This window comes from Pseudomonas sp. A125 (assembly GCF_055409485.1).
On sequence record NZ_JBUZVP010000008.1, the window covers coordinates 15,146 to 36,480 of the forward strand.

Here is a 21,335-nt window from a genome sequence, read left to right on the forward strand (position 1 = left end):
CCTATGAGTTCGAGCCGATGAGTCCGAAGAACCCATCAGCCAGGTAATTGTCGAGCCCGCTCTGGGCCTGGGGGTTGAGCGAAAGAAGCGAGATGGCGTTGAAGGCCGCCATCAATGGGTCGATCTTCGCCAGGCCCGAAGCCTGCTTGGTGATCAAGATGGCGTTGCCTGCCGGTACCACCCGAGCATTGCCACAGCACCAGGCCATCATTGGCTGGCCGCCATGGACCAATCCGCCCTCGGCAAGCTTTCGTTCAGTGGTCTTGATTGCGCCGTTCAGCTTCCAGCCTTGGCTGATACCGATGATCTTCTCTGCCGGAATTCCAGCCTCGGCCAGGGCGTCAAGAATGGCGCCGATACCGGACGGATCGACTCCGACCTTGTCGAGCAACCCAGCGGCTTCGACTCTGGCCACCAGTTCAGCAACGTCCTGGACGTCGTCACCGATGGTCTCGACCAAAGTCAAATCACCATTGCTGGCGAAGTCTCGAAAGCGAGGCGCTTCGCTTTTGCGGCGCTCCAGAACTGACGGGTGAGCCCAGGCATGCGTCCATACCAACCATTGCCGGGTTAGCTTGTCGCGACCTGCAGCGGCGAAACCGAGCAAGTCATCCAGGCCACCACCATCGATTCCAACGTCGACAACTTCAGAACGGTCAATCAGTTGCTCGAAGGTCAGACCTTCCGGTGCCGCCTGAGCCTCCCAGAACTCAGCGCCGGCCCATCGATCCGAGCGCAGGTTTAGCCCTATCTCGATGTTGAGATGTTTAGCCAGAAACTGTTGAAGGGTGCCATCGGAGGCGCCCTGTTTCTTCTTTAGCTCGTCACCCAGCCACTCAGCGCTTACCGAACGGCCTATGTTGGGGTTGGTGATGTAAAAGTTTTCTGACCTTAGGTACGCCTTGTCCTCAATCATCTGCAACGGAAATTCGTACAAGATGCCCAAGGTTTTGCGATCGAGGATCTTTCCGTCCCGCACGTTCCGCCAGTAGCTCAACTTCTCCTTGAGAACACCGGCAGGAGGATCGTCGCTTTGGGTTGTCAGAAAGATGACCCATCCCTCTTCGCGAGAGATCTGACCGCCCAGCGCTTCCATAAACATGGACTCGGCATTGGAGCGCTTGCCGAAGACCCAAAGCTCATCGACCAGAACCTTGCCCGACTTCTTGCCTGAGACGGTGTCCGTATCGGCCGCAACGACCTTCAAGGAGTTGCGCGTGGTGCGATCCGTGATGGTCCTGATGTGATCTTGGATGTGGAACATCGCTGACAGCTCTGCGTCAGCCCTGACCATGGCCGCAGCCGGCTTGAATGCGTTGTCGGCAACCTCTCGGGTTGGGGCCAGAATTAGATGCTCTTCTTCCTCCCGCCAACAGAGGATCAGTGCGGTTAGCATGATGCCGGCGGCGATGGTACTTTTTGTGTTCTTTTTGCTGATCAGCAGGCCGAACTCTCGGATCAGTTGCTTGCCGGTTTCAGCATCGTAGGCTCCGAAAATGCAGCGAACGAAGTTGAAAACCCACTCGTCACAGCAATCCGCCATCCGTGGCTTACCTGGGAGATCTGGGACGCGCAGCTCTTTGAAGATCTGTAAGGCGCGCTCGGCCTCTTCCACAAAGATCGGCGGCGGGATAATCGATTCGCGGGCGATCAGCCGCCGCTCCCAGTCGGGGCATGCTGTCGACCATTCCATAATTAAACCTGCTTACCGTTCGTTGCGACTAATTTGGGCGGGGCCTGCCTGGAGAACTTTCCAGCAGCCTGCTCGGCTGCCTTTTGCTGCTCATCCTTCTTACCGCCATCCGCCTTTTTAACGTGGGTGTATTGAACTGCGGCGATGGCTGCCCTGACTTGTATTGGGCTCGCATCAAGCTGGCCGAGGGCAATCTTGGTCAGCAAGGCAAGCATGTCCATATCGGGAGCCGGAACCGGAACTGCCTTCTCGCGCTTCAGTGCACCGCCGTGGGGCTGCGCCTCGAACTCCACCGACACCGCAGAGGAATTTGCTGATTCCGGCTCGCCATTCCTTTTCCGCCCAGCGCCCGGCCGAGCGCCGCCAGAGTTGGGGCGAGCGCCCCCGCTCTTGCCTTTAACGCCTGCCATTTGCTGATTTCCTATTTCAAAAGGGGGAAAAAATCTGCGCGTGAGAGGGGGAGTGGTCTAGAGCAAAATGTCTCCCCATATTTTGACCGCCCCCCGGTCCGACGTGGGGAGTTGGCGTGCCGCAACGGGGATGTGACGTGCTACAGATCGCCTCAGACGCCCTGCGCCTCCTCGCGCTGCTTCTTGGATGAGTGGCACGGTGCGCACAAGCTCATCCAGTTCTCACGATCCCAGAAGACCGTCATATCACCCCGGTGAGCTATCACGTGGTCGACTGTGTTGGCTGCCATCACCCTTCCCTCGCGCTGGCAGTACACACAGAGCGGGTTCTCGTTGAGGTGGACCACTCGAGCCTTCTGCCATTCGTAGTTGTAGCCACGCTGGCTTGATGTAGTCTTGCCGGTGCGCCACGAGCCTGGTGCTGCTGTTGCTAGTCTGTTGCCCTGAGTCGTGACTCTGTTGGCCAGGGTCTTCATTCTCGACATCACCAGCCTCCTACCATCTTGGCGCCTACCGCCATACCAGCGATGAACACCAGCACGATCATCAACGAGCCGAAGCTTGGGATGAGCGATGTGCTCGGTGCGCGCATAGGTGGTGGTGCTGACGGCTTCAGTTGTTCGCACATGCCGCACATTGGCACGGCCTGGTCAGTGATCATCGAGGCGCCACAGCCAGCGCATGGTGCACATCTGGTCGGGTGCATGACTTACTCCAGCGAAAGCTTGATCGAAGCCAGGATCACGCCGAGCGCTGCAGCCTCTGACGACTTGGCCAGCTCCACCACCAGGGCTTCGACCCGTGCTACTTCGGCCTGCTCGTCTGCCGGCATATCACTGACCATGCCCTTGATCTGGTAGTACTCAGCACTGACTGTGCTCATGGGTATCTCCTGATGCGCGCCACGATTTGGCGCATTCGAAAACGTGGCGCGGACTACTTGCTCTGGCTGCGTACGATCTGGGCGTCCACTTGGTCAGCGCAGGTGTCCAGCAGCTTGATGGCCTTGTCCTTCAGTTCCCACACATCGCCGTTGAAGCGCAGGTCGGCGTCGTCCTGGTCGACTCGCTCACAGGGGATCAGCTCAGGGGCTTCGATTCGCACGGCCTGGGTCTTTGTTACCACCGCCGGCTTTGCCGCGCAGGCCGTCAGGCAGAGGCTGATCAGCCCAATCACGAACAGGCTTGCTGTTGCGTTTGAGTTCTTCAAAGTCTTTCCTCGCCTTCTCGGCTTTCTTCTCGCTGGCCTTGATGCGCTTGGCCAGATCGGCGGTGTACGCGGCGTTGCGCTGGGCCTCGGCGCGCAGCGTGGTGATGGTGGCCTGGCTCACTCTGTTGGCCTCTACTGCCGCTTCCTTGGCCGTTGTCTCGATACGCTTCTCGTCGCGCAGATCCTCGACTCGCAGTTGCTGGATGCCAAACAGGAGCAGACCGACCAGCGCGATGATGATTGCTGCTGCGATCGCCTTCATGCTGAGTCCGCCTTTCTGCCCAGGAACCTGATGATCAAGTCACGGATCGCCGTCACGCCGATGAAGCCAATGGCACCACCAGCGGCAACAGACAGACTGGGCGGCCAGGCCATCCACTCGATGATGCTGCTGGCTGACAGACTCAAGGCACCGCACAGCAGCGCCTCGAACAATGTGCGCCAGTAGTTCGGCTCTTTAGCGTCGTACAGCACGCGCAACAGCGTGATCGTGAAGGCCATGATTGCGCCCTGCCACAGTGGGTTCGAGAGGACCAGCCAGACCTGGGCCCAGAAGTCGGGGTTTTTCTCAGGCATCGGGTTCATCTCGATATCCTCCCAGGTTGGGAGTGAAGGAATTAGGTTAGGTGCGTTTAGCAACGCAGCGCGTGCAGACTGACAGCCAGGCTATGGATACGATCAGAAACTGCGCGATTCTCGGCGCCCTGCTTTTCCTTGAACTCATCAAGGCGCTTGTTGACTTGGGCCAGCCCGACGAGCTCAATCCGTTCAATCTGCTCTTTCAGTTCTTGACCAAGACAGGTCTCACCGATCTTGCATGCGACATCACGCAGGATCTCCGATGCATCACGACCATTGACCGCGAACCGATCTGCCGACACAAGGAACTGCGAAGGGAGCCCCATGCCAATCCCCGCGACCACATACTGTCCGCGGGCGTTTAACTGCATCTTGATCGACCAACTTGCGGCGATCCTGGCCGCATTGGTTGAAGCGTCATCAACGAACGCCTGGCGGATGTAAGTCTCGCCATCGACCACCACGAATGGCCGTGGCTGATCGTCATTTTCTAGGTTACCGATACGAGCGCAAAGCACGCCATCGTGCGAGATACTCAGCACGCCGCCCGCCAGGTTGATGCGAGAACCAGCCACCTTTGCCTTCTCATGCCGGGCCTTGGCCTCTTCCTGAGTTTCCTGGCGAACGTAGGTCAGCGTGGTGCGGTAGTCCGACCCATCACGATCAAACGAGAGGTCCTCGGTCGTGAGCTCGGCGCTATCGCGGCACTCTTCCGGAATTTTCCCCAGTTCGGCACCGATGAAGGCGTGGCGTTCGATGGCGTTGGCCGGCATGTCGTATTCGGACCATTCGCCGGCGGTGATGGTGACCGGCTGCGGATCACTTGGCAGCATTCCTACCTGGAGCCTGGCGCTGTTCAGCTCGAACTCACCCGTCTTCAGGTCGATCTTCAAGCCGGACATGCCCGGCACGTAGTCATGGGATTGCAACGAACCGGACATTTGCTGTGCTCCAGATACAAAAAAGGCCCGCCGGATTGGCGAGCCTCAGAAATAGGTGTGATGTCTTTCCATCAGTCCGCTTGAGCCAGCCCAGATAGCACACAGGTTTGGGCTGCTCATGCTGCCGGTGTTCTTCCGTAACGCGTGACTACCGGCGATACCGCGTCCAGGCCCGCCCGAAGGCCCACCCTGGCTATGGCTTCCCACATAAAATTGGCGGAAGGCGAAGGAGTCGAACCCTTATCGTTTCCAGCAGCACCGGGTTCAAACCGGTTTGCCCACCACTGAGCGCCGCCTTCCAGAAACAAAAAAGCCCGACGGGTTAGGCCGGGCTTGGTGAATTTTGGTCACAAAAAAGCCCGACACAATGGTCGGGCCTTTTCGAAGGTGTGACGGATCAGCGAGAGCGAGCTACCAGCTTAGGAGTTTCAATTCCAAGACGCACGCACGCAGCTTGCAGGCTGTCATCAGCCTCCTTAAAGCGGCGCAATTGCTCCAGCGAAAGATCAAGATTCGGCTTGACATCGTGGTTGCTGTTGAACGCCTTGTTACTCAGCGCGAACGTCTTCATGTGTAGCTCCTTGGTCGGGGAAAACGGGAAAGACACAATCTTTATTCCCGTAATATGCCTCTTTCAAATGCTGTAAGTGATGCTGATAGGAGACATCTTCAAGCAGTAGCGACGCATCGCTGAGACTAGACCATCCCAGCCTTTGTAGCAGAGCATCGAATAGCTCGTCAAAAATCTTGATCTTGTCCTGCAACGACTGCTTTACAGGATCGCCATCCTTGAGGCTTTCAGCAAAGCAATAGTAATCACCGTTGCTGCCACAGCTCTGGCGCGGTCGATGGTACATCAGGACAGCAGGCTTCAACGGCATAAGCGCCTTAACGTGCGGTACCGGCCACAACCAGAACCAAAGCCATAATGTCGCAGCTGCGCTCATTACGTATCGGCCGATAGTGATCTCAACTTGAGCCTTCGTACTCACAATAGCCCTAAGCAAAGCGATTAGCGAGTCGACCTCACCGCCACCATTGTGGCGAATGTGAATCTCTATCAATGCCTCTTCACCAGCTTTGTTAAGCGCCTCAATCAGAGGGCTAACAGTTTCGACACTCACGACGCTTTTGAGTTCGATTACCGTGCGCTCAGGCATTACTTCATTAGCAGCCTTGACCGCCGTAACCACTCCGCCATCCATACTGAGTTTCGCCTTAATCTTGGGCGGGCGATGTTACTCAAGAACAGATGTTACCGCAATGGCAACAAGCCATCTTTACAATCGCAAAAAACCCGGCTCACAGGGCCGGGTTTCGTTAGATCCCTTTAACGCGCAGGGATCAGATGATGGATGGCAATTTCGCCCATTTGCTCACCGCTGTCAAGCGACATCATCAATGAGGTTTTCGCGCTCAAGTATCTCGGTGACGCGCACCACCGCCGCCTCTTGCATCGCCTCCAGGCACTTGTGAATCCCGAGCCGCCACCGGCTACGCGTCGACTCTGGCCGGGCCTCTGTGTCCCAGGTGTTGATGTCGTAGAACTCGTCCGGCAATACCTCGACCTGAGTTGACCGCTTGACCTTGCGCCCCTTCGGATCGACGCCAACCTTGAGACCCTTCATCTTGGGAATAAACCAAACCGTGGCGGCCTTGTAGCGAAACAGCGCTGGTGCAGGTGTGTTGATCCGATACACGCTTCGGCTGATCGCCCCGATCCGGTTGCCCTTGTGGGTCGAGAACTTGCCCACCAGAACATCCCATTCTGGCGGTGTCAGTTCCCGGTGGAGCAAGGCATACAGGCAGCAGTCGTAATCGAACTGGTCGCGCGCCGACAGGAGAGCCCTGAAGCCGCCCGTCCTGGCGCCGGAATCGATCAGCTTTTGCCAGCTCTGCTTGGTCGAGTTGTCGATGTTGTCGGCAGCCAGGATTCGCACGATGGCGGGCATGACGTCACGATATACCGTCATTTCAAACCTCCACAGTCATGAATTGTTGAGTTGGTGCGCAGCCCGTGCAAGCCGGGGCTTGTAGGCGGTTATGCGAATCTTGGAATCTAACGACCGTCTGCTCGGCGCCAGCGCTTTGGGCGGCCCTGTCTAACAGATCAGAACTTTTCATCGTTCTTTCTCCCTTTGCCGTACTTGCTGGCGTAGCTCGATCGCCCCATCTCGACATCCTCGCTGCTCGGCGGCTTGCCTTCGAAGTCGACGAACCGGACGTACTTGCCCTGCTGCTGGACCATGCATGACCCGACCTTTGCGTGACGGACCTTGCCCACGATCAGCTCGGTTACGCCGTTCTGGCCCTCTTCGCTCTCCAAGTCGCGATGCACCAGGATCACCACGTCGGCGTCCTGCTCGATCTGGCCGGAGTCGCGGATATCGCTTGGGCGCGGGCGCTTGTCGGGGCGATTGGTTGAGCCGCGGTTGAGCTGGGCCAGCACGATCACCGGAATTTTCAGTTCCTTGGCCAGGTTCTTCAGGGCTGTGGATATCTTCCCGACTTCGAGGGAGCGGTTGGCGCCGCCCTCGGCGGTGATCAGTTGGACGTAGTCCACCAGCAACACGTTGATCCCTTCTCGACGCTGGCACTGCCGGGCAATTGAGCGGATGCGGGGCATCGTCATGCCGGCCTGGTCGTTGACGAACAGATTTGCTTGGTTGAGGACGTTTACCGCGCTGGTTAGCTTGGGCCAGTCGTCATCCTCCAACTCACCACTGTCCAACTTGCTCAGATTGACGCTGCCAATCGATGCCAGGCCGCGCGTGATCAGCTCCTCCTTGGTCATTTCCATGGAGAACGCTAAACCGGCGCCCCCGAGCTTGCAGGTGACGTGCTGGGCGATTTGCAAGCCGAGGATGGTCTTGCCTGAACCCGTTAGCCCGCCCACGACGATCATGTTGCCCGGGCGCAAGCCTCGCACCAGCTCGTCGAGATCCTTCAAGCCCGTGGAAAGCCCGGCGGGCATCGTCTTGTTGAACTTCGAGTCGATGGTGTCGACGACGCCGGGCAGGATTTCGCTTGCCCGGTAGTAATCCCGCTGACCGTCATCATCCAGATCACGAAGGTCGGCGGTTGCTTGCTGCGCCAGAGCGATGATGTCCGCCAGCGGCAGGTCTTCGGTGGCTTGTTCGCGAATCACGTCGCCAGCCTCAACCACGCGCCGGAGGATTGCCCTCTCCCGAACGTGTCGGGCGTATGTCTTCCAGTTGGCGGTACTGGGCACGTTCTTGGCGATCTCTACCGCAAACGCCAGTGTGCTATCACCGCTCGGCAAGGTCGGACGCCAAAGACCAACAGTAACCGGGTCAATAGGGTCGCCAGTGGCCTGGCACTCAATGATCGCCTTGTACAGCGCCGCATTCTCCAGGTCGTGGAAGTCGGAAACACTGATCTTGCTGGTCACTTCGTCGAATAGGGATGGGTCCAGCATGATCGCCCCCAAGACGCCGTGCTCAGCCTCGATGCTGAATAGTTCGCGGCTCATGCGGCACCCCGCGCGGATGCCCAGCGGAACACCACCACGATGCCGCTTTTGTCTCGCAGCCGATCAACGGCACGATCTCCAAGACACTGCCGCAGCTCAGTCACACCCAAGTTGCTCACCACGACGGTGGGCTTGACCTTCTCGTACCGGCCATTGATCACCTCGAACAGCACCTGCCGCTCGAAGTCAGTCCCGTGCTGGACGCCAACCTCATCGATGACCAGTAGGTCGGGGCGGATCAGGTCGGCGTAGATGTCAGCCTCGGTGCGCCCGCGATTGCCGAAGGTGGCCTTCACGTCGCGGATGATCGAGCCGGCGGTGGCGTACAACCCTCGGAGCCCGTCGTGAGCGTGTTCGCGAATCACCGCTTGTAGCATCGCGGTGCCCAGGTGTGTTTTGCCGGTGCCCACCGTACCCAGCAGCATCGCGGACCGGCCAACAGAGAAGTTCTCGTCGAATACCTCAACGAAACCGCAGCACGCAGCCAGTGCCTGAACCTGTGCAGGCTCGTCAGCGGTCCAGTTGGACAGCGTGCAGGCCGTGAACCGCTCCGGGATACCAGCGTCGAGTAGGCGCTCGTTCAACAGCCTGTCGCGCTGGATGCCAGTTGCCTTCGAACGTTGATCGAGGTCTTGCGAGTGGCGAGCATCGAAGTGGCAGCGTGGGCAGCCGAAACAAACCGGTTCGTCACCGAACTGCTGCACCAGGCTGTCAGGGAAGCGGCCATGCTCACGGCAATCGCCCGCCCGGGTTTCCAGGGTGTACTTGGGTTTTGTGGTCATGGGTTCACGCTCGCAATTCGGTAAGTGCCATCGGCTTGCCGCTCAAGGCCGTCTTCGTGGTTGATCTGGTCGAGGTTGGTGTGGCGAGACTGGTTTCCGATGGCCGCGACCTCATCCTGCCAGCGCTTGTTGGTTAGCCATGTCGACGGATGCGGGATGTATTGCCCGCCACTCTTGAGCCAGTCGATGCTGACGGACTGTCTGCCAAGCGCGGTGGCGATCAAGCCGAACAGTTCCGGGGTTACCTTCAGCTTTTTCCAGGCTTTCACAGCAGGTGCCTTTCCTACCTTGCGTGGGTACAGCTTCCAGAACTGATCAAAACTTTCACTCAAAGGTGTAGGTTCCTTGACTGGTTCAGAAGAGTGACTGGTTCTGGGGGCAGCTGACGCCCCACCCCCTGGGTTTTCTGACGCCCCAGGTGGGTTTTCTGACGCCCCACCCCCTAGGGCACCTCCCGCCCCACCACCAAGATCCAGGTGGAACAGGTTGGACTGATTCAGCTCGCCCTTTCGGCGGAACTCACGACGAAGGAACCCAGCCTTTTCCAGCTCACGAACATGCACCTTCACCGTCGTGCGGCTGATCTCGCACTGGTCTGCAATGTGCTGGTAGGACGGCCAGCATTCGCCCTGATCACTGGCGTTGTCGGCCAGCTTGACCAGCACCAGCTTGCGCAGCGGGTTGCCCACCTTGGTTTTCATGGCCTTGACCATCAATTCCATACTCATATGTCCAGCTCCCGTGTTACCCGGGCAATGAACGCGTCATAGCTCTCGGTCATGACCACGCCGCGATCCTCCAGCGCGCCGCGTGAGGCCTTGGCCATGGCGTAGACCTCCCAGCGGTCGCGGTCAGGCAGGCGACGGCAATTGGAATAGTTGGGCCAGGGGCCAGCTACTACTTCGCCGGTGCCGGTCTGTACTGCTGCGATTGCAGTGGTTGATTCCAGTGGAGTGGTCACAGCTGCACCTCCATGGCCTTTCCGGTGGCATTGCAGCGCGGGCAGGGTTTGAAGCGGTTGCCGGTATCGCAGCCCCAACCGGAAAGCCACAGACCGGAGCCCGCGCAGTCGTGACACTTGCCGGTCTCGGCCTCGTAGTCCGCCTTGGCTTGATCGTGCTCCGCTTGAGTGACCACGCACTTCTTGATCGGGCAGTCACGCCAGGTTGGTTGCCCTTTGCGCTCACCACTCTGCAACAGTCGAGGAATGCCGCCCTCGACCACACAGTCGTGGGTGTCGCCGATCATCTCGAACTTGCACCAGCGCCATTCCGGTGGCTCGCCAAGCTTCTTGCGAGCGACTACGTTCAGCCAGTTCGGCGGCAGCTCAGGTTCGGGCATTGATTTGGCGGCGCCGAACAGATCGTTGGGTTGACTGGTCATTGCAGTGTCTCCCCTGGCTTACGACTCATCCCGGCGGCCATAGCTTCCACTGAGCCACCTGACATGCGCAAAACCAGCAGGCGTAGCGCGGTGGTGGAGTCAATGGAGAAGGTACGAGCCTCGTCCAGTGCCAAAGCGTGCGGTGAGTGGTCCATGATCAAGCGTCGAACGCGGTCGCTGTAGTTGAACGCCGCGCAAGCCAATTGATGGTCGGTCAGCCCATCAAAAGCCTCGTCCGGCAGGCATTCGGCCGGGTACACGACGACGGGAATCTTGTTTTCGGGGCGCGGTTCTCCCCCCAGCAGATGGCGAGTCATTGCCTCATAGTGGTCTTTGGCAACCTGGTCTGCATCGTGACCCGTCCTCCGCCGGAACAGCACCTTCAAGGCATAGAACGCGCGAATAAGATCAATGTGCGTGTCATCCTCTTTCTCGATGGAATACTCAGGCTCGTTGATCACCTCAAGCGCGTCCTTGACGACCTCGAAGCATTTCAACAGCAGCGCGGCGTCATTGTTTTTTTCAAAGAGGGCCTCGTCGATATGCTCCACGGGCAGTACCTGCGGCGGGAAATTCAATACCTTGCTCATGACTGGACCTTCTGGACCAGGCGGAACCGGCCCTCGAAATATGGGTGGGTCGCCTGGGTGGCGGTGACCATCGTGGATTCGGATACGAAGCGGTGGAATGCGGCCGTGACGTGGCTCTTGGACCAGACCAGGTATTGGGAGCCCAGCGCTTCCTCGTGGCCGTTGCGGACCATGCCTGCGGGGTTTGGCTGGCTTGGCCAGACCTTCAGCACGTAGTCGACAACTGCGCCGGACAGCCCGTGGCGCGCCAGCATGGTTTCCTTGATGCGGGTCAGTGACTGGCAGTTCTGTGGGCAGTGATCCCACACGGTCGTTTGGCTCAGGTCCTCGACGCGGCGCTCGATCCGCTCCAGCGCCACCCGCTGCTCCCGCTGCTGTCGCTCGACCGCCACCAAGTGGTTTGCGTTGGCGGCGGTGATCTCGGCCTGGGTCATCGGGCGGGCGGCTTGCTCCTCCAGGGCTTGCCAACGATCAACCAGCGCAGCGGTGAATTCCGGGCAGAGTTGCGCGACGACGACGAAGCTGTCGCGCTTGTTGACCAGGTACTCCTGAACGACCACGCCATTGCCGGCTTTGGGTCCGTCCCCCACTGGGGGCTGGGAAATAACACGCCGCTCTACCAGTCGGTCAATGGATTGCTTGACCTTGTCGTGGCGCGAACCGACCAGATCAGCGATCTCTTGCGAGGACATGGTGACAGCATCGCCGCCTTGGAATTTGGCGATGGTCATTGGGCACTCCCTTCTACTGTGACGCTTGGGAACGGACGCACCTCGGTGCCGCTGATAGTGCCGTCGGCGAGACGGGTGACGAATATCTCCCGACAGGCACCAAGGGCTTTGGAGATTGCGACCTGTGTAACTCCGAGCTCACGAGCCGCAATGCGCTGACGACCCTTGGCGAATTCGGCCAGAGTAATCCGCGCCACGTTATCGAATGCGCCAGATCGTGGCGCGGGATTCGCTTCAGAGAACGCGAGCTCAGTGCGCTTTTCCAGGCTCTCGCGCTCACAGTCGAGCTGGTTATGCCAGTCGTCTGCATTGAAGACCCCCAGATCGGCAACTGCGGCGTATGAGCTATCCACCGGGTGCTTATCCAGGCGATCCCGAAGGACGCCGATCACGCCACGGAGCCAGTTGATGTGTTCCATAGCGCAGGCAATTTGGAAGATCGCGTCATCCGCGATTTGTTTGGGCTCATTCATGCCGCACCTCCGGACGCCGGGTCGACGGCGGCATGTGAGGCGTAAACGAGCGCGAGGGCGTTCTGGGCGGCGTAGTAAGCCAGAGTTGCCTGATTGGATACGGCTGGAACGCACATCAATTCCCGGAGGCCGGCGGATACCGCCTCAAGCAAACTAGTGGCTGCGTCGAGCGACTCATGGAGGGGTACACCACCAGCAGCCGAGAGGACAGCGTGATTGCCGCTGACCATGAACTCATGCTCGAGTGTGAGGGTTTGGGTTTTCATGCCTGCTCCCTCTCGGCAATTTCCGATGGAAGTCCGCGCTGGACAGACCAAAGAAGCGTGCTCACGGTGTCGGCTACAAACTTCAAAGTCGCCATGCCGTCGGTGTAAGTCATCTCGCCATAGTTCAGGCTGTCGTGCATGTGCTGACAGATCTGGCCAAGGCCAGAGGCGAGAGTGCGGGCTTGCTGAATGGCGTCCCGGGAACCGATCCCGGGAACAACCCGAAGCATGTATTCGCCCTTGTTGTCGATCGGGGTCTCGCAAAAATCCTGCTCAGTCGTGAGCGAGTCTTGCGCTACTGGTTGATTGTTGCTATTTTTCGGGTGCGTCATATCGTTCTCCAGAACGAAGAAATACCAAAGCCACCAGATGCGAACTGGTAGCGACTTAAAGCCCGCCTGCGAAGCGGGCTTTTTGTTGCCCGAAGGAAAATCAGCCGGACAGCAAAAACTGAGATGGGTCGCGGGGATTCATTGTGTTTCCCGCTGGGTACTGGATGAACTCACAGGTACTTCTGAACCTGACGACCTAGACCCTGAGGGACTATTCTTTGGGTATTGGTTGGGCGAGCTATGCCGCCTCTGTCCAGGAAATGGTTTCTCTTCGAGGGCGGACAGGTTGCCGTCGTCGGACACGATCACGAAGATGGACCGCCCTTCACGGATAGCCTTGCTCAAAGAGCCTTGGCTCATTCCGAGCTTCTCGGCTGTCCCGGCATGTCGCTTTGCTGCGTATTCAGCAAGAGGAATTCGTTGCACCGGAGTGACTCCACTGTTTCGGTTCTTTTTAAATAGTGCTGGCGGGATTTTTTAAAGTCAATGCTTGCGGCATTTGAATTTCAATGCCGCCGGCCATAGGGTGCTCAGATGAAAAAGAAAGATCTCAGTGATGTTGCCCAGCAGGAGTGCGCGGCGCTCAAAGCCATTTTTATGGCGAAGCGCAAGGAGCTCGGCTTGACACAAGAAAAAGCAGCGGCCGCCCTTGGAATGAATCAAGGGTCTTTCAGCCATTACCTGAATGGCCGTAATGCGCTGAACACTCCTTTTGCCGTGCAGGTCTCGCAGTTACTGCAGGTGCCGGTCGAAAGCTTCAGCCCGAGAATCGCGAAGCTCATCGCAATGATGACCTCCGCAGTTTCGGGCGAGGGTCTTTACGAAAAGCACAAGGGAGAGAGATCTGAGCACGCCAACCTCGAGCTTGCAGTCCAACCGTGGCGGGCGCCAAGGAGGTACCCGTTGATCAGTTGGATAGCGGCAGGGAGCAGGGCAGAGTCTCCAGATTCTTTTGTGCCAGGTAGTGCCGACGAGTATCTCGCATCAACCGAAAACGCCGGCGATTACGGTTACTGGCTGGACGTGCGAGGCCCATCGATGACCTCGCAGACCGTCCCGAGCTTTCCAGAAGGGACAAAAATACTGGTTCAGCCGGAGGGCTTCGACTTGATAAGCGGAAAGTTCTATGTGGCTCGCCATCGCGACGGAGAGACAACCTTCAAGCAATATCTGAACGACGCAGGGTGCGGGTACCTAATGCCCTTGAATCCAACGTTCAAGCCCCTGGAAATTGACGGAGACTGGGAGATCATTGGCCGAGTAATCGACGCAAAAATACCAGGCCTGTAAAAAATAATCCCGCAAGGATTGACACAAATAAATCCCGCCAGCACTATAGCCACCAGAAACCAACTTTGGTCACGGGTGGCACATCATGCAATTCATCAGCAACGGTACATGGAAAGGAAACCTCGGGCTCGGCCTCGCCGAACGCGAACTGTCTTGCCTGCTGGCCGTTGCTGCTGGCCAGACTGACAAAGAAATCGCCAAGCATGACGGGCTCTCGCCACGCTCAATCAAAGGGCGCATTGAATCCTGCATGCACAAGCTTGGCGTCTATAAGCGACCAGCGCTGATCGCTGAGGCGTTCCGCCGCGGCTTGATCAGCCCAATGATCCTGGCTCTTTGTACCGTCCTTGCCGGCCAATCCGCATTCAGCGACAACTCCATGTATCGCATCCGCCGTCCAGGCGAGCGCCGTGTTGAAGCCCGCGTGGCCGTCCGCCGTATAGAGGCCGCCTACACCGTTTAACCCAACCTGATTTTTTGCGAAAGCCAACAACGCGGCCGGGATTCGTTCGGCCTGGAGAAAGTGAAATGTCTCGTAAACCGATCACCCCGTTTCAGCTGTTCAAAGTGATGATTTCGGTCCTGCTCTACATCACCGCGTCCGGCGCATGGCTGCTGTTTGCGGCTCGCGACCTGATCAGCAGCTCGTCCGACATCGATGTCGTGGCTGGCTTCTTCGGTACCGCAGTCTGGCTGATCGCCAGTGCCTGCCTGTTCCTGCTCATCACCACACCAAAACCAGGCCAATCGGCCGATACCACGGAGAAAGACCAATGAAGCGGATTGCCGCCATTGCAATGCTGTGCCTACTCGCCATCACGGCGGGCTGCTCGAAGGTGCCCGCCGGCTACACCGGCGTGATCGTGAACCTCATGGGTAGCGATAAGGGGGTGGCGCCCACCGAGGCCACCGTCGGCTACAAGTGGCTGACACCCAATGAAGAGCTGTTCCTGTTCCCGACGTTCGCCCAAAACTTCAACCTGCAGCAGGTCAAGTTCCAGGACCGCGACGGCATGACGATCAGCGCCCCGATCGGGATCACGCTGCGCGCCAAGCAAGGCGCGGCCCCTCTGCTCTTCCAGACCTACCGCAAGTCGATGGACGAGATCATCCAGGTGAACGTGCCGCAGGTGGTGCGCAACGCGTTCAACAACGCCGGCTCGAAGGTCAAGGCATCCGAGGTATACGGCCCGGGCAAAGAGGCATTCTTGAAGGCGATCGAAGCCCAGGTCCAGCAGCACTTTGACGGCAAGGGGATCGTGGTTGAGTCGCTTTACCTCAATGGCGAGATCGTGCTGCCACCGCAGGTCGTCGAGGCTCTGAACAACAGCATCACCGCCACGCAGAAGGCCCAGCAGCGCGAGAACGAGTTGCGCCAGACCGAAGCCGAAGCAGCCAAAGTGCGCGCCGCCGCACAAGGCGACAAGGACGCGGCCATCCTCAAGGCCCAGGGCGAAGCCGAGTCACTGAACATCCGTGGCGAGGCGCTGCGCAAGAACCCGGGCGTTGTCGAGCTCAACGCCATTGAGAAGTGGGACGGGAAACTTCCCGTGTACATGACCAGTGGCGCCGCAACCCCATTCATCGGCATCGGTAAGTAGCCCGACACCAGCGGGCGATGGCGCAGATGTGCGCCATCAGCCAGGAGAATCCCATGAGCGCCAAAGATTACGATTCCCGCACCGCCGACAAATTTGTGGTGCGCCTGCCCGACGGCCTGCGCTCCGATATCGAAGCAGCGGCGAACGCCAGCGACCGAAGCATGAACAGCGTGTTCATCCAGGCCGTGCGCCAGTACCTGGATGGTCAGAACCGCCAGCAGATCCTGCTCGACGTGCTGGCCAACACCGTCGTAACACCGGTCTCCGCGCGTTCGCTGCATATCGATGAACGCGTGAAGATGGCAGCGAACGCCCGCCGATATGAGTGGTTACGCGATACCGGATTTACGATCAACTACCAAATTCTGGTGCGCGATCATTTTGGAAATCTTCTGACAAGGAGCGACCTCGACCGAGAGATTGACCGCGCCAAGATGGATTTTGGCGGTATGCCTGGGGCTGCAGCATGAGCAAGTTCAAGCGATTCGAGACCAATACCGCCGGGCGCGACTTCGCGGTTGGCGACGTGCACGGGCACTTCACCAAACTCCAGGCGGCGCTGGCTGCGGTCGGGTTCAATCCTGCCGCTGACCGGCTGTTCAGCGTGGGCGATCTGGTGGACCGCGGGCCGGAGTCTGCCGACGTAGATACCTGGTTGGCCAAGCCGTGGTTTTTCGCCGTACAGGGCAACCATGAAGCCATGGTCTATGACGCCTACCACTTCGACCCAGACGGGCGTGCCGGCAATCTCCACTTAGCCAACGGCGGCGCCTGGATGTTGGGCCTGCCATCCGTCGAGCGCGGTTGTTATGCGGCCTTGCTGGCGGACCTGCCCATAGCGCTTGAGGTCGAGACGCCGGAAGGCCTGGTCGGGATCGTGCACGCTGACTTTCATTCCCTGTCTGGTCGATGCTCCGTGACGCACTGACAGGCCAGATGCCCGGCCTGCTGAACGTAGATGCGGTTTGCCAGTGGTCCCGCAGCCGAATCACCGAAGAGAACCGCGAAGGCGTCAGCGGTGTGCGTGCGGTCATTGTCGGGCATACACCCGTGCGCCAGCCGGCCATCCTCGGCAACGTTTATCACATCGACACCGGCGCCTGGATGGGTGGCCACTTCACGCTGATCGACCTGCACACGCTTCAGTGCTACCCGCCGGTCAACCCTAAATTGAACTGGGACTGGGAGGAACGCCCATGAAAACCATCATCACCATGATCCTGCTGCTGATCGTTGGCCAGGCCTCGGCCGGCGAGCAAATCATCAGCGTGCAGCACGACTCTACCCGCGCCGTCACGTGCTTCATTACGGCCCAGGGCGGAATCAGTTGCTTGCCGGATAGCCAACTTCGCACCCGCGCCAGCACCACCCCATCAAGTGAAGCGGGCCGGGCCTCTCAGGCCAGTTCAACGGCTGAAAAAGAGCAATTGGGCACCACCCCGCTCCCGCAGAAAAAGGGGTTCCAATTATGAACCGCCGCAACGGAAGCAAAGGCCAGCGACTGATCGAGCTGTTCAACGCCCTGCAGCGCCGGGAAACCACGTTCGGGCAGATCTACGCCATGTCGGCATCGTGCGGTATCGACGCGCGCCGGGTGCTGGCTGACCACTTTCAACGGGGCGCGAGTCATGACTGACATGATCTGCCGTAAATCAATGACGCGCTGCCTGACGCCGGGCATGTGTTCGTCACACGGAGGCTGCCCGGCACCTGAAACGGCGCCTGCAGTCCGCGCGCTGTTGGCCGAACGTAACTCGCTGGCCTTCCTGCTCAAGCGTTTTGTTGATGGCGAGCACGACCAAGACGAGAATCAGGCCGAGCGTCACATGTACCACGACGAGGCGCAGACGTTGCTGGCGTACCTAGGCGGCGAGCTGCAGGGTCACACCCTGGTACCGGATGACGCGTTTCGAAGCGTGAGATCCGATGCAGAAATGTTCCGCTGGCTGGCGAGTCAGTGCGGGGATGAGTTCGAAGTCGATGTGAAGGGCGTCAGGGCCGACGGTGAAGAAGTGCTATGGGCTCTCGGCTTCGAAGGCGAGACCGACCTTCGGCAGGCAGTGCGTGCGGCAATGACCGAGGATTGCCAGGTCGCGACACCATCCAAGGATGACGAAAACGTGTCGCGACACGAAAGGAGGTAGGTATGTTTCTGACAGCAGAGGAAGTTGCCGACCTGACCGGCTATAAGAAGCCAGGGGCACAGATAAAGTGGCTGACCGCCGAACGATACGGGTTCGCGGTAGGTGGTGATGGTCACCCGAAGGTGCTGCGCCAGGTTGTCATCGGGCGGTTGGGTGGTATTCAATCAAGGAAGGGGCCGGAGCTTCGGCTGGGTTGAGGTGAAGATCGATGCGTCCGCGCAAAAAGGACCGGCACCTGCCGGCGTGCATGTACCAGAAGCATGGCGCTTATTACCTGGTCCGCAAGGGCAAGTGGAAGCGCCTGGGCATCGACTTTCAGGCATCCCTGGCGGAATACGCCAAGCTGCTGGACAAGGGCAGCCAGGGCGGCATGCCCAAGCTGATCGACGATGCGCTCGAACAGATGCGCACCAGGACAAAGCCGCCCCTCAAGCCGAACACCCTCAAGCAGTACGAGGCAGCTTGCGAGCGGCTGAAGGAAAACTTCGCCGACTTCGAGCCCCGCGAGGTGCTTCAGCGGCACGTCGTCGCACTCAAGCTTCACATGGCTGACACGCCGAATATGTCGAACCGGGTGATCTCGGTGCTGCGTGCTGTGTTCACTTACGCCCTGGAGCAGCAGATCGTCGACTCGAATCCGTGCATCGGCGTTCGCCGACACCTGGAACACAAACGCGACCGGTACATCACCCACGGCGAGTTTCAGGCGATCTGCGACAAGTCGAGCGCCAACATGCGCGTGATCTATGAGATGTGCTACCTGACCGGCCAGCGCATCGGTGACGTCCTGGCAATCCGCCTGGCCGACATCAGCGCCGAGGGCATCGCCTTCAAGCAGGAAAAGACCAATGCCAGGTTGTTGGTGCAGATGACGCCAGACTTGGAGGCATTGATCGCCCGGGTCAAGGCGCTGCCGAGGAAGATCCGTGGCCTCACCCTTTTCTGCTCACCGCGCGGCGGGAAGCCGGTGCATTACAGCTCGGTGAAGGATGCCTTTGCCATCAGCTGCAAGAAGGCTGGCGTCGAGGATGCGAGCCTACATGACCTGCGCGCCAAGTCGCTTTCCGACACTGACGACCAGGGCAATAACGCACAAAAACTTGGAGGGCATACTGACTTCAAGATGACGCAGCGCTATTTGCGACTACGCAAGACAAATGTAGGTATACCCCCGTCTTTTCCGAGATATTGAATCTCAAGATTCAAGCACTTAATCTGACCATTTCAGCAACAACCTCTTGCCCCGCTGGATATACGATAGAGTGAGGGAGTCGAAAGTTTGTATAGTGGTACGCAGCGCCGAGTGCTTGCTCGGGGTGAAACCGTGGATATTTACCGACCTTTTCTACCTGAGCTAAAAACTGTTCCGGGCTAAGATTCACAAGTGGATTGTTAATAATCCCACTTTGCCACTCCGCACCTCCAGGGGACAGAGGCCACGTATCACGCGCCACCATATCCATCCCGTATCGTTTGAAGGACTCCAGAACAAATGTAGCGCAAGTAAAACCATCACCAGGCTCATTTGCGATCAACTTTCCGTCCAGATCAAAATATTGCTTATCATCCCACGCGATAGAGTATGGGATTTGGCCACCGGTAACATCATAGAGGCCGGCAAGAAAGGTAATTATCGCATTCTCAGTCTCAGGCTGTAGAGAAGGAACAATCAGATAATTATACCTAGCTATCAAAGGGCTTTTCACATATGCATTATTTGAGCAGAGATGAAAAATCCAATAATCACCAAGAAAATCCTTTACAACAAAACCAGTATGCCTCTGGCCTCCCTCATCAAGCGGACCAGTAATAACCAACGCTAAATTTACGTCATCAGGTAGATCTATATCATACCTATTAAGCACTATCTTCATGCGAATCCCTAGCAAACTAACTGAACTTAACTATTGATCCAGGCCCGCTAATAGCTTAGGCGCTCTATCATTATCTTTAAGTTCATCCTTGACCGCATTGAAAAACACTATCCACGCCGGAAGCAAATGCTTCGCAGAGTAGGAAGCACGAAGCAAAGCCACCATAGACCAAGTGGTAAGCCTATGAGGGGAGGCAGAAGAAAGAAGAGAGTTTATCGCTTCTAGATTCATCTTGGAAAAATTACTCTCAACAAAATACACCGCATATACCGATGCTAAACGGCCCTTGCCGTGTTTTTCCCAATGGTAAATAAGGTCTCTTGCAGAGGAATAATCGGCCAAAGTATCTTCGCGATTGTTCCAACGAGACAGCATAGTATTATTATTGCCAACGCGGACACTAGACTTTCCAAACTCTGGAAGCGAGCCAACTAAAACGCTAGCATTAGTTGTATAATCGCTCCCACTAGCAGATGAAAACAAAACCTCAAGCTTAGTTAAGTAGTCACTAGGCGGAGCAGAAAGCCAATCACGTGTGCTCGCCTCTCCGGAGGTCATATAAATTTCAGAGTAATCACTAAACCTTATCATCGACCATCCCCTCCTTGAGAATTAGTAAATAAGCATCAACCATTTCCTTAAAAATCCTTCTTAAAGAATTCGTAGGAAGTGGCTCAGGATTATTTAACGACGAACTCATATCAAGCTCACAGCGAAATACAATATCTGAAATAGCGGTTGGAAAGCCCGCCGGCCCTATTGTGATCAGCTGCCTTTCTAAAACACCGACCTTGGCAATTCGATTATGAATGAGACTTTTCATTGAGTCGAAATAGGTAGGACTATTGACCTGAACCATCAAATCAGCAATTTCACAACCATCTTTTATATTAACGAAATGTAAAAAATCACTGATCAAGTTATTGCCAGAAGATACACTTTCAACCTTCCTAACGAACACAGCGCCCGCTGCAATTCTCGCAATTTTAAAATCAATTCCATCAAGCCAAGCACTTAATATCAAAAGCCACTTAGCCGTTAAACCTTGCAAATCCTCAGACTTAGGTGAACCTGGTAAGTCAGAGAAAGGAAATGATAAACTCCAATCAACTCTGTTAAACGTAGCTCTGAGTTCAAACTGCCCGCCTAAAAATTCTCCTGACTCGGAATACTCACCAGCGCTTGGCCGATTAATGGCAGTTTCAGGGTCAAGTTTCGTTACAGCCTTCCACCATCCTCGCCCTACGGCACTGATAGGCTCAAGGCTAAAAACCGTAAGCCTCAGCGTCTCGACGTGCCAATCCTTGATTTCGGGCAAACTCATACTGAACTCCAACAAAGCGACCGTACAATCAAGCCGCCGGCCGTAACGCGGCCAAGAGCTTGACGAAATAAATCGAATATAAGCATCGATTGACACGCATGTCACCGTGCAAGCCTATTTTTTTCATCTTCATCTCACTCCTGTGAGGGTGGGTAGTGGGTGGCACATTCGTGCCGAATATTAGACAATCAGCAATCGTCTATTAGACACATTGTTGTAA

36 protein-coding genes and 1 pseudogene are annotated in these 21,335 nt (G+C 57.4%); 11 read left to right on the forward strand and 26 right to left on the reverse strand.

All coding sequences use genetic code 11. The annotated features are described in order from the left end of the window. Window position 1: 1 nt before the first annotated feature. The 23 genes from ACZRN6_RS12610 to ACZRN6_RS12720 form a co-directional block, all read right to left on the reverse strand. Window positions 2-1,693, reverse strand: coding sequence for a terminase large subunit (locus ACZRN6_RS12610; RefSeq protein ID WP_464008085.1), 1,692 nt, complete (start codon window positions 1,691-1,693; stop codon window positions 2-4). Window positions 1,694-1,695: 2 nt separating this feature from the next. Then, window positions 1,696-2,103: a hypothetical protein gene (locus ACZRN6_RS12615; protein WP_464008086.1), complete on the reverse strand. Its 408-nt coding sequence runs from the start codon at window positions 2,101-2,103 to the stop codon at window positions 1,696-1,698. 152 nt (window positions 2,104-2,255) lie between these two features. Then, the gene (locus tag ACZRN6_RS12620) at window positions 2,256-2,588 is read right to left on the reverse strand and encodes an HNH endonuclease (protein WP_464008087.1); all 333 of its coding nucleotides are present in this window, start codon (window positions 2,586-2,588) and stop codon (window positions 2,256-2,258) included. After that, window positions 2,588-2,764 (reverse strand): hypothetical protein, encoded by a 177-nt coding sequence (locus ACZRN6_RS12625; RefSeq protein WP_464008088.1) that lies wholly within the window; start codon window positions 2,762-2,764, stop codon window positions 2,588-2,590. The genes ACZRN6_RS12620 and ACZRN6_RS12625 overlap by 1 nt, the downstream gene beginning before the upstream one ends. Window positions 2,765-2,812: 48 nt before the next feature. Continuing rightward, window positions 2,813-2,986, reverse strand: coding sequence for a hypothetical protein (locus ACZRN6_RS12630; protein WP_464008089.1), 174 nt, complete (start codon window positions 2,984-2,986; stop codon window positions 2,813-2,815). Window positions 2,987-3,039: 53 nt separating this feature from the next. Then, a complete protein-coding gene (locus ACZRN6_RS12635; RefSeq protein WP_464008208.1) occupies window positions 3,040-3,207 on the reverse strand; it encodes a hypothetical protein in 168 nt (55 codons plus the stop codon). Further along, on the reverse strand, window positions 3,188-3,574 hold the full coding sequence (locus ACZRN6_RS12640) for a hypothetical protein (RefSeq protein WP_464008090.1): 387 nt from the start codon (window positions 3,572-3,574) through the stop codon (window positions 3,188-3,190). The genes ACZRN6_RS12635 and ACZRN6_RS12640 overlap by 20 nt, the downstream gene beginning before the upstream one ends. Continuing rightward, window positions 3,571-3,897, reverse strand: coding sequence for a phage holin, lambda family (locus tag ACZRN6_RS12645; RefSeq protein ID WP_464008091.1), 327 nt, complete (start codon window positions 3,895-3,897; stop codon window positions 3,571-3,573). Before ACZRN6_RS12645 ends, ACZRN6_RS12640 begins: the two co-directional genes overlap by 4 nt. 47 nt (window positions 3,898-3,944) lie before the next feature. Continuing rightward, the gene (locus ACZRN6_RS12650) at window positions 3,945-4,832 is read right to left on the reverse strand and encodes a phage tail tip fiber protein (protein ID WP_464008092.1); all 888 of its coding nucleotides are present in this window, start codon (window positions 4,830-4,832) and stop codon (window positions 3,945-3,947) included. A gap of 397 nt (window positions 4,833-5,229) precedes the next feature. Then, window positions 5,230-5,403, reverse strand: a complete 174-nt coding sequence (locus tag ACZRN6_RS12655) for a hypothetical protein (protein WP_177007977.1) — start codon at window positions 5,401-5,403, stop codon at window positions 5,230-5,232. Continuing rightward, entirely contained in the window at window positions 5,381-6,037 is a 657-nt protein-coding gene (locus ACZRN6_RS12660) for a Clp protease/crotonase-like domain-containing protein (protein WP_464008093.1), read from the reverse strand. Before ACZRN6_RS12660 ends, ACZRN6_RS12655 begins: the two co-directional genes overlap by 23 nt. A gap of 180 nt (window positions 6,038-6,217) precedes the next feature. Beyond that, window positions 6,218-6,805 (reverse strand): hypothetical protein, encoded by a 588-nt coding sequence (locus ACZRN6_RS12665; protein ID WP_464008094.1) that lies wholly within the window; start codon window positions 6,803-6,805, stop codon window positions 6,218-6,220. A gap of 137 nt (window positions 6,806-6,942) precedes the next feature. After that, the gene (locus tag ACZRN6_RS12670; RefSeq protein ID WP_464008095.1) at window positions 6,943-8,325 is read right to left on the reverse strand and encodes a replicative DNA helicase; all 1,383 of its coding nucleotides are present in this window, start codon (window positions 8,323-8,325) and stop codon (window positions 6,943-6,945) included. Then, window positions 8,322-9,107, reverse strand: coding sequence for an ATP-binding protein (locus ACZRN6_RS12675; protein ID WP_464008096.1), 786 nt, complete (start codon window positions 9,105-9,107; stop codon window positions 8,322-8,324). Before ACZRN6_RS12675 ends, ACZRN6_RS12670 begins: the two co-directional genes overlap by 4 nt. Further along, window positions 9,104-9,835 (reverse strand): helix-turn-helix domain-containing protein, encoded by a 732-nt coding sequence (locus ACZRN6_RS12680; protein WP_464008097.1) that lies wholly within the window; start codon window positions 9,833-9,835, stop codon window positions 9,104-9,106. Before ACZRN6_RS12680 ends, ACZRN6_RS12675 begins: the two co-directional genes overlap by 4 nt. Continuing rightward, window positions 9,832-10,068, reverse strand: a complete 237-nt coding sequence (locus tag ACZRN6_RS12685; protein ID WP_464008098.1) for a hypothetical protein — start codon at window positions 10,066-10,068, stop codon at window positions 9,832-9,834. The genes ACZRN6_RS12680 and ACZRN6_RS12685 overlap by 4 nt, the downstream gene beginning before the upstream one ends. Then, a complete protein-coding gene (locus ACZRN6_RS12690) occupies window positions 10,065-10,490 on the reverse strand; it encodes a hypothetical protein (protein ID WP_464008099.1) in 426 nt (141 codons plus the stop codon). The genes ACZRN6_RS12685 and ACZRN6_RS12690 overlap by 4 nt, the downstream gene beginning before the upstream one ends. Beyond that, entirely contained in the window at window positions 10,487-11,080 is a 594-nt protein-coding gene (locus ACZRN6_RS12695) for a hypothetical protein (protein WP_464008100.1), read from the reverse strand. Before ACZRN6_RS12695 ends, ACZRN6_RS12690 begins: the two co-directional genes overlap by 4 nt. Then, entirely contained in the window at window positions 11,077-11,811 is a 735-nt protein-coding gene (locus tag ACZRN6_RS12700; RefSeq protein WP_464008101.1) for a Rha family transcriptional regulator, read from the reverse strand. Before ACZRN6_RS12700 ends, ACZRN6_RS12695 begins: the two co-directional genes overlap by 4 nt. After that, on the reverse strand, window positions 11,808-12,284 hold the full coding sequence (locus ACZRN6_RS12705) for a Cro/CI family transcriptional regulator (protein WP_464008102.1): 477 nt from the start codon (window positions 12,282-12,284) through the stop codon (window positions 11,808-11,810). Before ACZRN6_RS12705 ends, ACZRN6_RS12700 begins: the two co-directional genes overlap by 4 nt. After that, window positions 12,281-12,550 (reverse strand): hypothetical protein, encoded by a 270-nt coding sequence (locus tag ACZRN6_RS12710; RefSeq protein WP_464008103.1) that lies wholly within the window; start codon window positions 12,548-12,550, stop codon window positions 12,281-12,283. Before ACZRN6_RS12710 ends, ACZRN6_RS12705 begins: the two co-directional genes overlap by 4 nt. Continuing rightward, entirely contained in the window at window positions 12,547-12,882 is a 336-nt protein-coding gene (locus ACZRN6_RS12715; RefSeq protein ID WP_464008104.1) for a hypothetical protein, read from the reverse strand. Before ACZRN6_RS12715 ends, ACZRN6_RS12710 begins: the two co-directional genes overlap by 4 nt. 138 nt (window positions 12,883-13,020) lie before the next feature. After that, window positions 13,021-13,308, reverse strand: coding sequence for a Cro/CI family transcriptional regulator (locus tag ACZRN6_RS12720; RefSeq protein ID WP_464008105.1), 288 nt, complete (start codon window positions 13,306-13,308; stop codon window positions 13,021-13,023). A gap of 108 nt (window positions 13,309-13,416) precedes the next feature. Between ACZRN6_RS12720 and ACZRN6_RS12725 the strand changes: the two genes are divergently transcribed. From ACZRN6_RS12725 to ACZRN6_RS12775, 11 genes and pseudogenes are all read left to right on the forward strand, one after another. After that, a complete protein-coding gene (locus tag ACZRN6_RS12725; RefSeq protein WP_464008106.1) occupies window positions 13,417-14,172 on the forward strand; it encodes a LexA family transcriptional regulator in 756 nt (251 codons plus the stop codon). A gap of 85 nt (window positions 14,173-14,257) precedes the next feature. Then, window positions 14,258-14,635: a LuxR C-terminal-related transcriptional regulator gene (locus ACZRN6_RS12730; protein ID WP_464008107.1), complete on the forward strand. Its 378-nt coding sequence runs from the start codon at window positions 14,258-14,260 to the stop codon at window positions 14,633-14,635. A gap of 65 nt (window positions 14,636-14,700) precedes the next feature. Beyond that, window positions 14,701-14,949 (forward strand): hypothetical protein, encoded by a 249-nt coding sequence (locus ACZRN6_RS12735; RefSeq protein WP_464008108.1) that lies wholly within the window; start codon window positions 14,701-14,703, stop codon window positions 14,947-14,949. Beyond that, window positions 14,946-15,773, forward strand: coding sequence for an SPFH domain-containing protein (locus ACZRN6_RS12740; protein ID WP_464008109.1), 828 nt, complete (start codon window positions 14,946-14,948; stop codon window positions 15,771-15,773). Before ACZRN6_RS12735 ends, ACZRN6_RS12740 begins: the two co-directional genes overlap by 4 nt. 53 nt (window positions 15,774-15,826) lie before the next feature. Further along, window positions 15,827-16,243 (forward strand): Arc family DNA-binding protein, encoded by a 417-nt coding sequence (locus tag ACZRN6_RS12745; RefSeq protein WP_464008110.1) that lies wholly within the window; start codon window positions 15,827-15,829, stop codon window positions 16,241-16,243. Beyond that, window positions 16,240-16,973 (forward strand): annotated as a pseudogene (locus ACZRN6_RS12750) (metallophosphoesterase). Before ACZRN6_RS12745 ends, ACZRN6_RS12750 begins: the two are co-directional and overlap by 4 nt. Continuing rightward, window positions 16,970-17,245 (forward strand): hypothetical protein, encoded by a 276-nt coding sequence (locus tag ACZRN6_RS12755; protein ID WP_464008111.1) that lies wholly within the window; start codon window positions 16,970-16,972, stop codon window positions 17,243-17,245. The pseudogene ACZRN6_RS12750 and the gene ACZRN6_RS12755 overlap by 4 nt, the downstream one beginning before the upstream one ends. Continuing rightward, complete coding sequence (locus tag ACZRN6_RS12760) at window positions 17,242-17,409, forward strand: hypothetical protein (protein WP_464008112.1); 168 nt, start codon at window positions 17,242-17,244, stop codon at window positions 17,407-17,409. Before ACZRN6_RS12755 ends, ACZRN6_RS12760 begins: the two co-directional genes overlap by 4 nt. Continuing rightward, window positions 17,402-17,917 carry a hypothetical protein gene (locus ACZRN6_RS12765; RefSeq protein ID WP_464008113.1) on the forward strand — a complete coding sequence of 172 codons (516 nt, stop codon included), beginning with the start codon at window positions 17,402-17,404 and terminating at the stop codon, window positions 17,915-17,917. Before ACZRN6_RS12760 ends, ACZRN6_RS12765 begins: the two co-directional genes overlap by 8 nt. A 2-nt stretch (window positions 17,918-17,919) precedes the next feature. After that, the gene (locus ACZRN6_RS12770; protein ID WP_010564156.1) at window positions 17,920-18,114 is read left to right on the forward strand and encodes a DUF4224 domain-containing protein; all 195 of its coding nucleotides are present in this window, start codon (window positions 17,920-17,922) and stop codon (window positions 18,112-18,114) included. Window positions 18,115-18,125: 11 nt separating this feature from the next. Next, complete coding sequence (locus ACZRN6_RS12775) at window positions 18,126-19,109, forward strand: tyrosine-type recombinase/integrase (RefSeq protein ID WP_464008114.1); 984 nt, start codon at window positions 18,126-18,128, stop codon at window positions 19,107-19,109. Between the two features lie 10 nt (window positions 19,110-19,119). Here ACZRN6_RS12775 and ACZRN6_RS12780 read toward each other — a convergent pair whose 3' ends face one another. The 3 genes from ACZRN6_RS12780 to ACZRN6_RS12790 are packed head-to-tail and all read right to left on the reverse strand — an operon-like array spanning window position 19,120 to window position 21,115. Then, complete coding sequence (locus ACZRN6_RS12780; protein ID WP_464008115.1) at window positions 19,120-19,791, reverse strand: hypothetical protein; 672 nt, start codon at window positions 19,789-19,791, stop codon at window positions 19,120-19,122. A gap of 30 nt (window positions 19,792-19,821) precedes the next feature. After that, on the reverse strand, window positions 19,822-20,382 hold the full coding sequence (locus ACZRN6_RS12785) for a hypothetical protein (protein WP_464008116.1): 561 nt from the start codon (window positions 20,380-20,382) through the stop codon (window positions 19,822-19,824). Next, window positions 20,369-21,115 (reverse strand): hypothetical protein, encoded by a 747-nt coding sequence (locus ACZRN6_RS12790; RefSeq protein WP_464008117.1) that lies wholly within the window; start codon window positions 21,113-21,115, stop codon window positions 20,369-20,371. Before ACZRN6_RS12790 ends, ACZRN6_RS12785 begins: the two co-directional genes overlap by 14 nt. Between the last annotated feature and the right edge of the window lie 220 nt (window positions 21,116-21,335).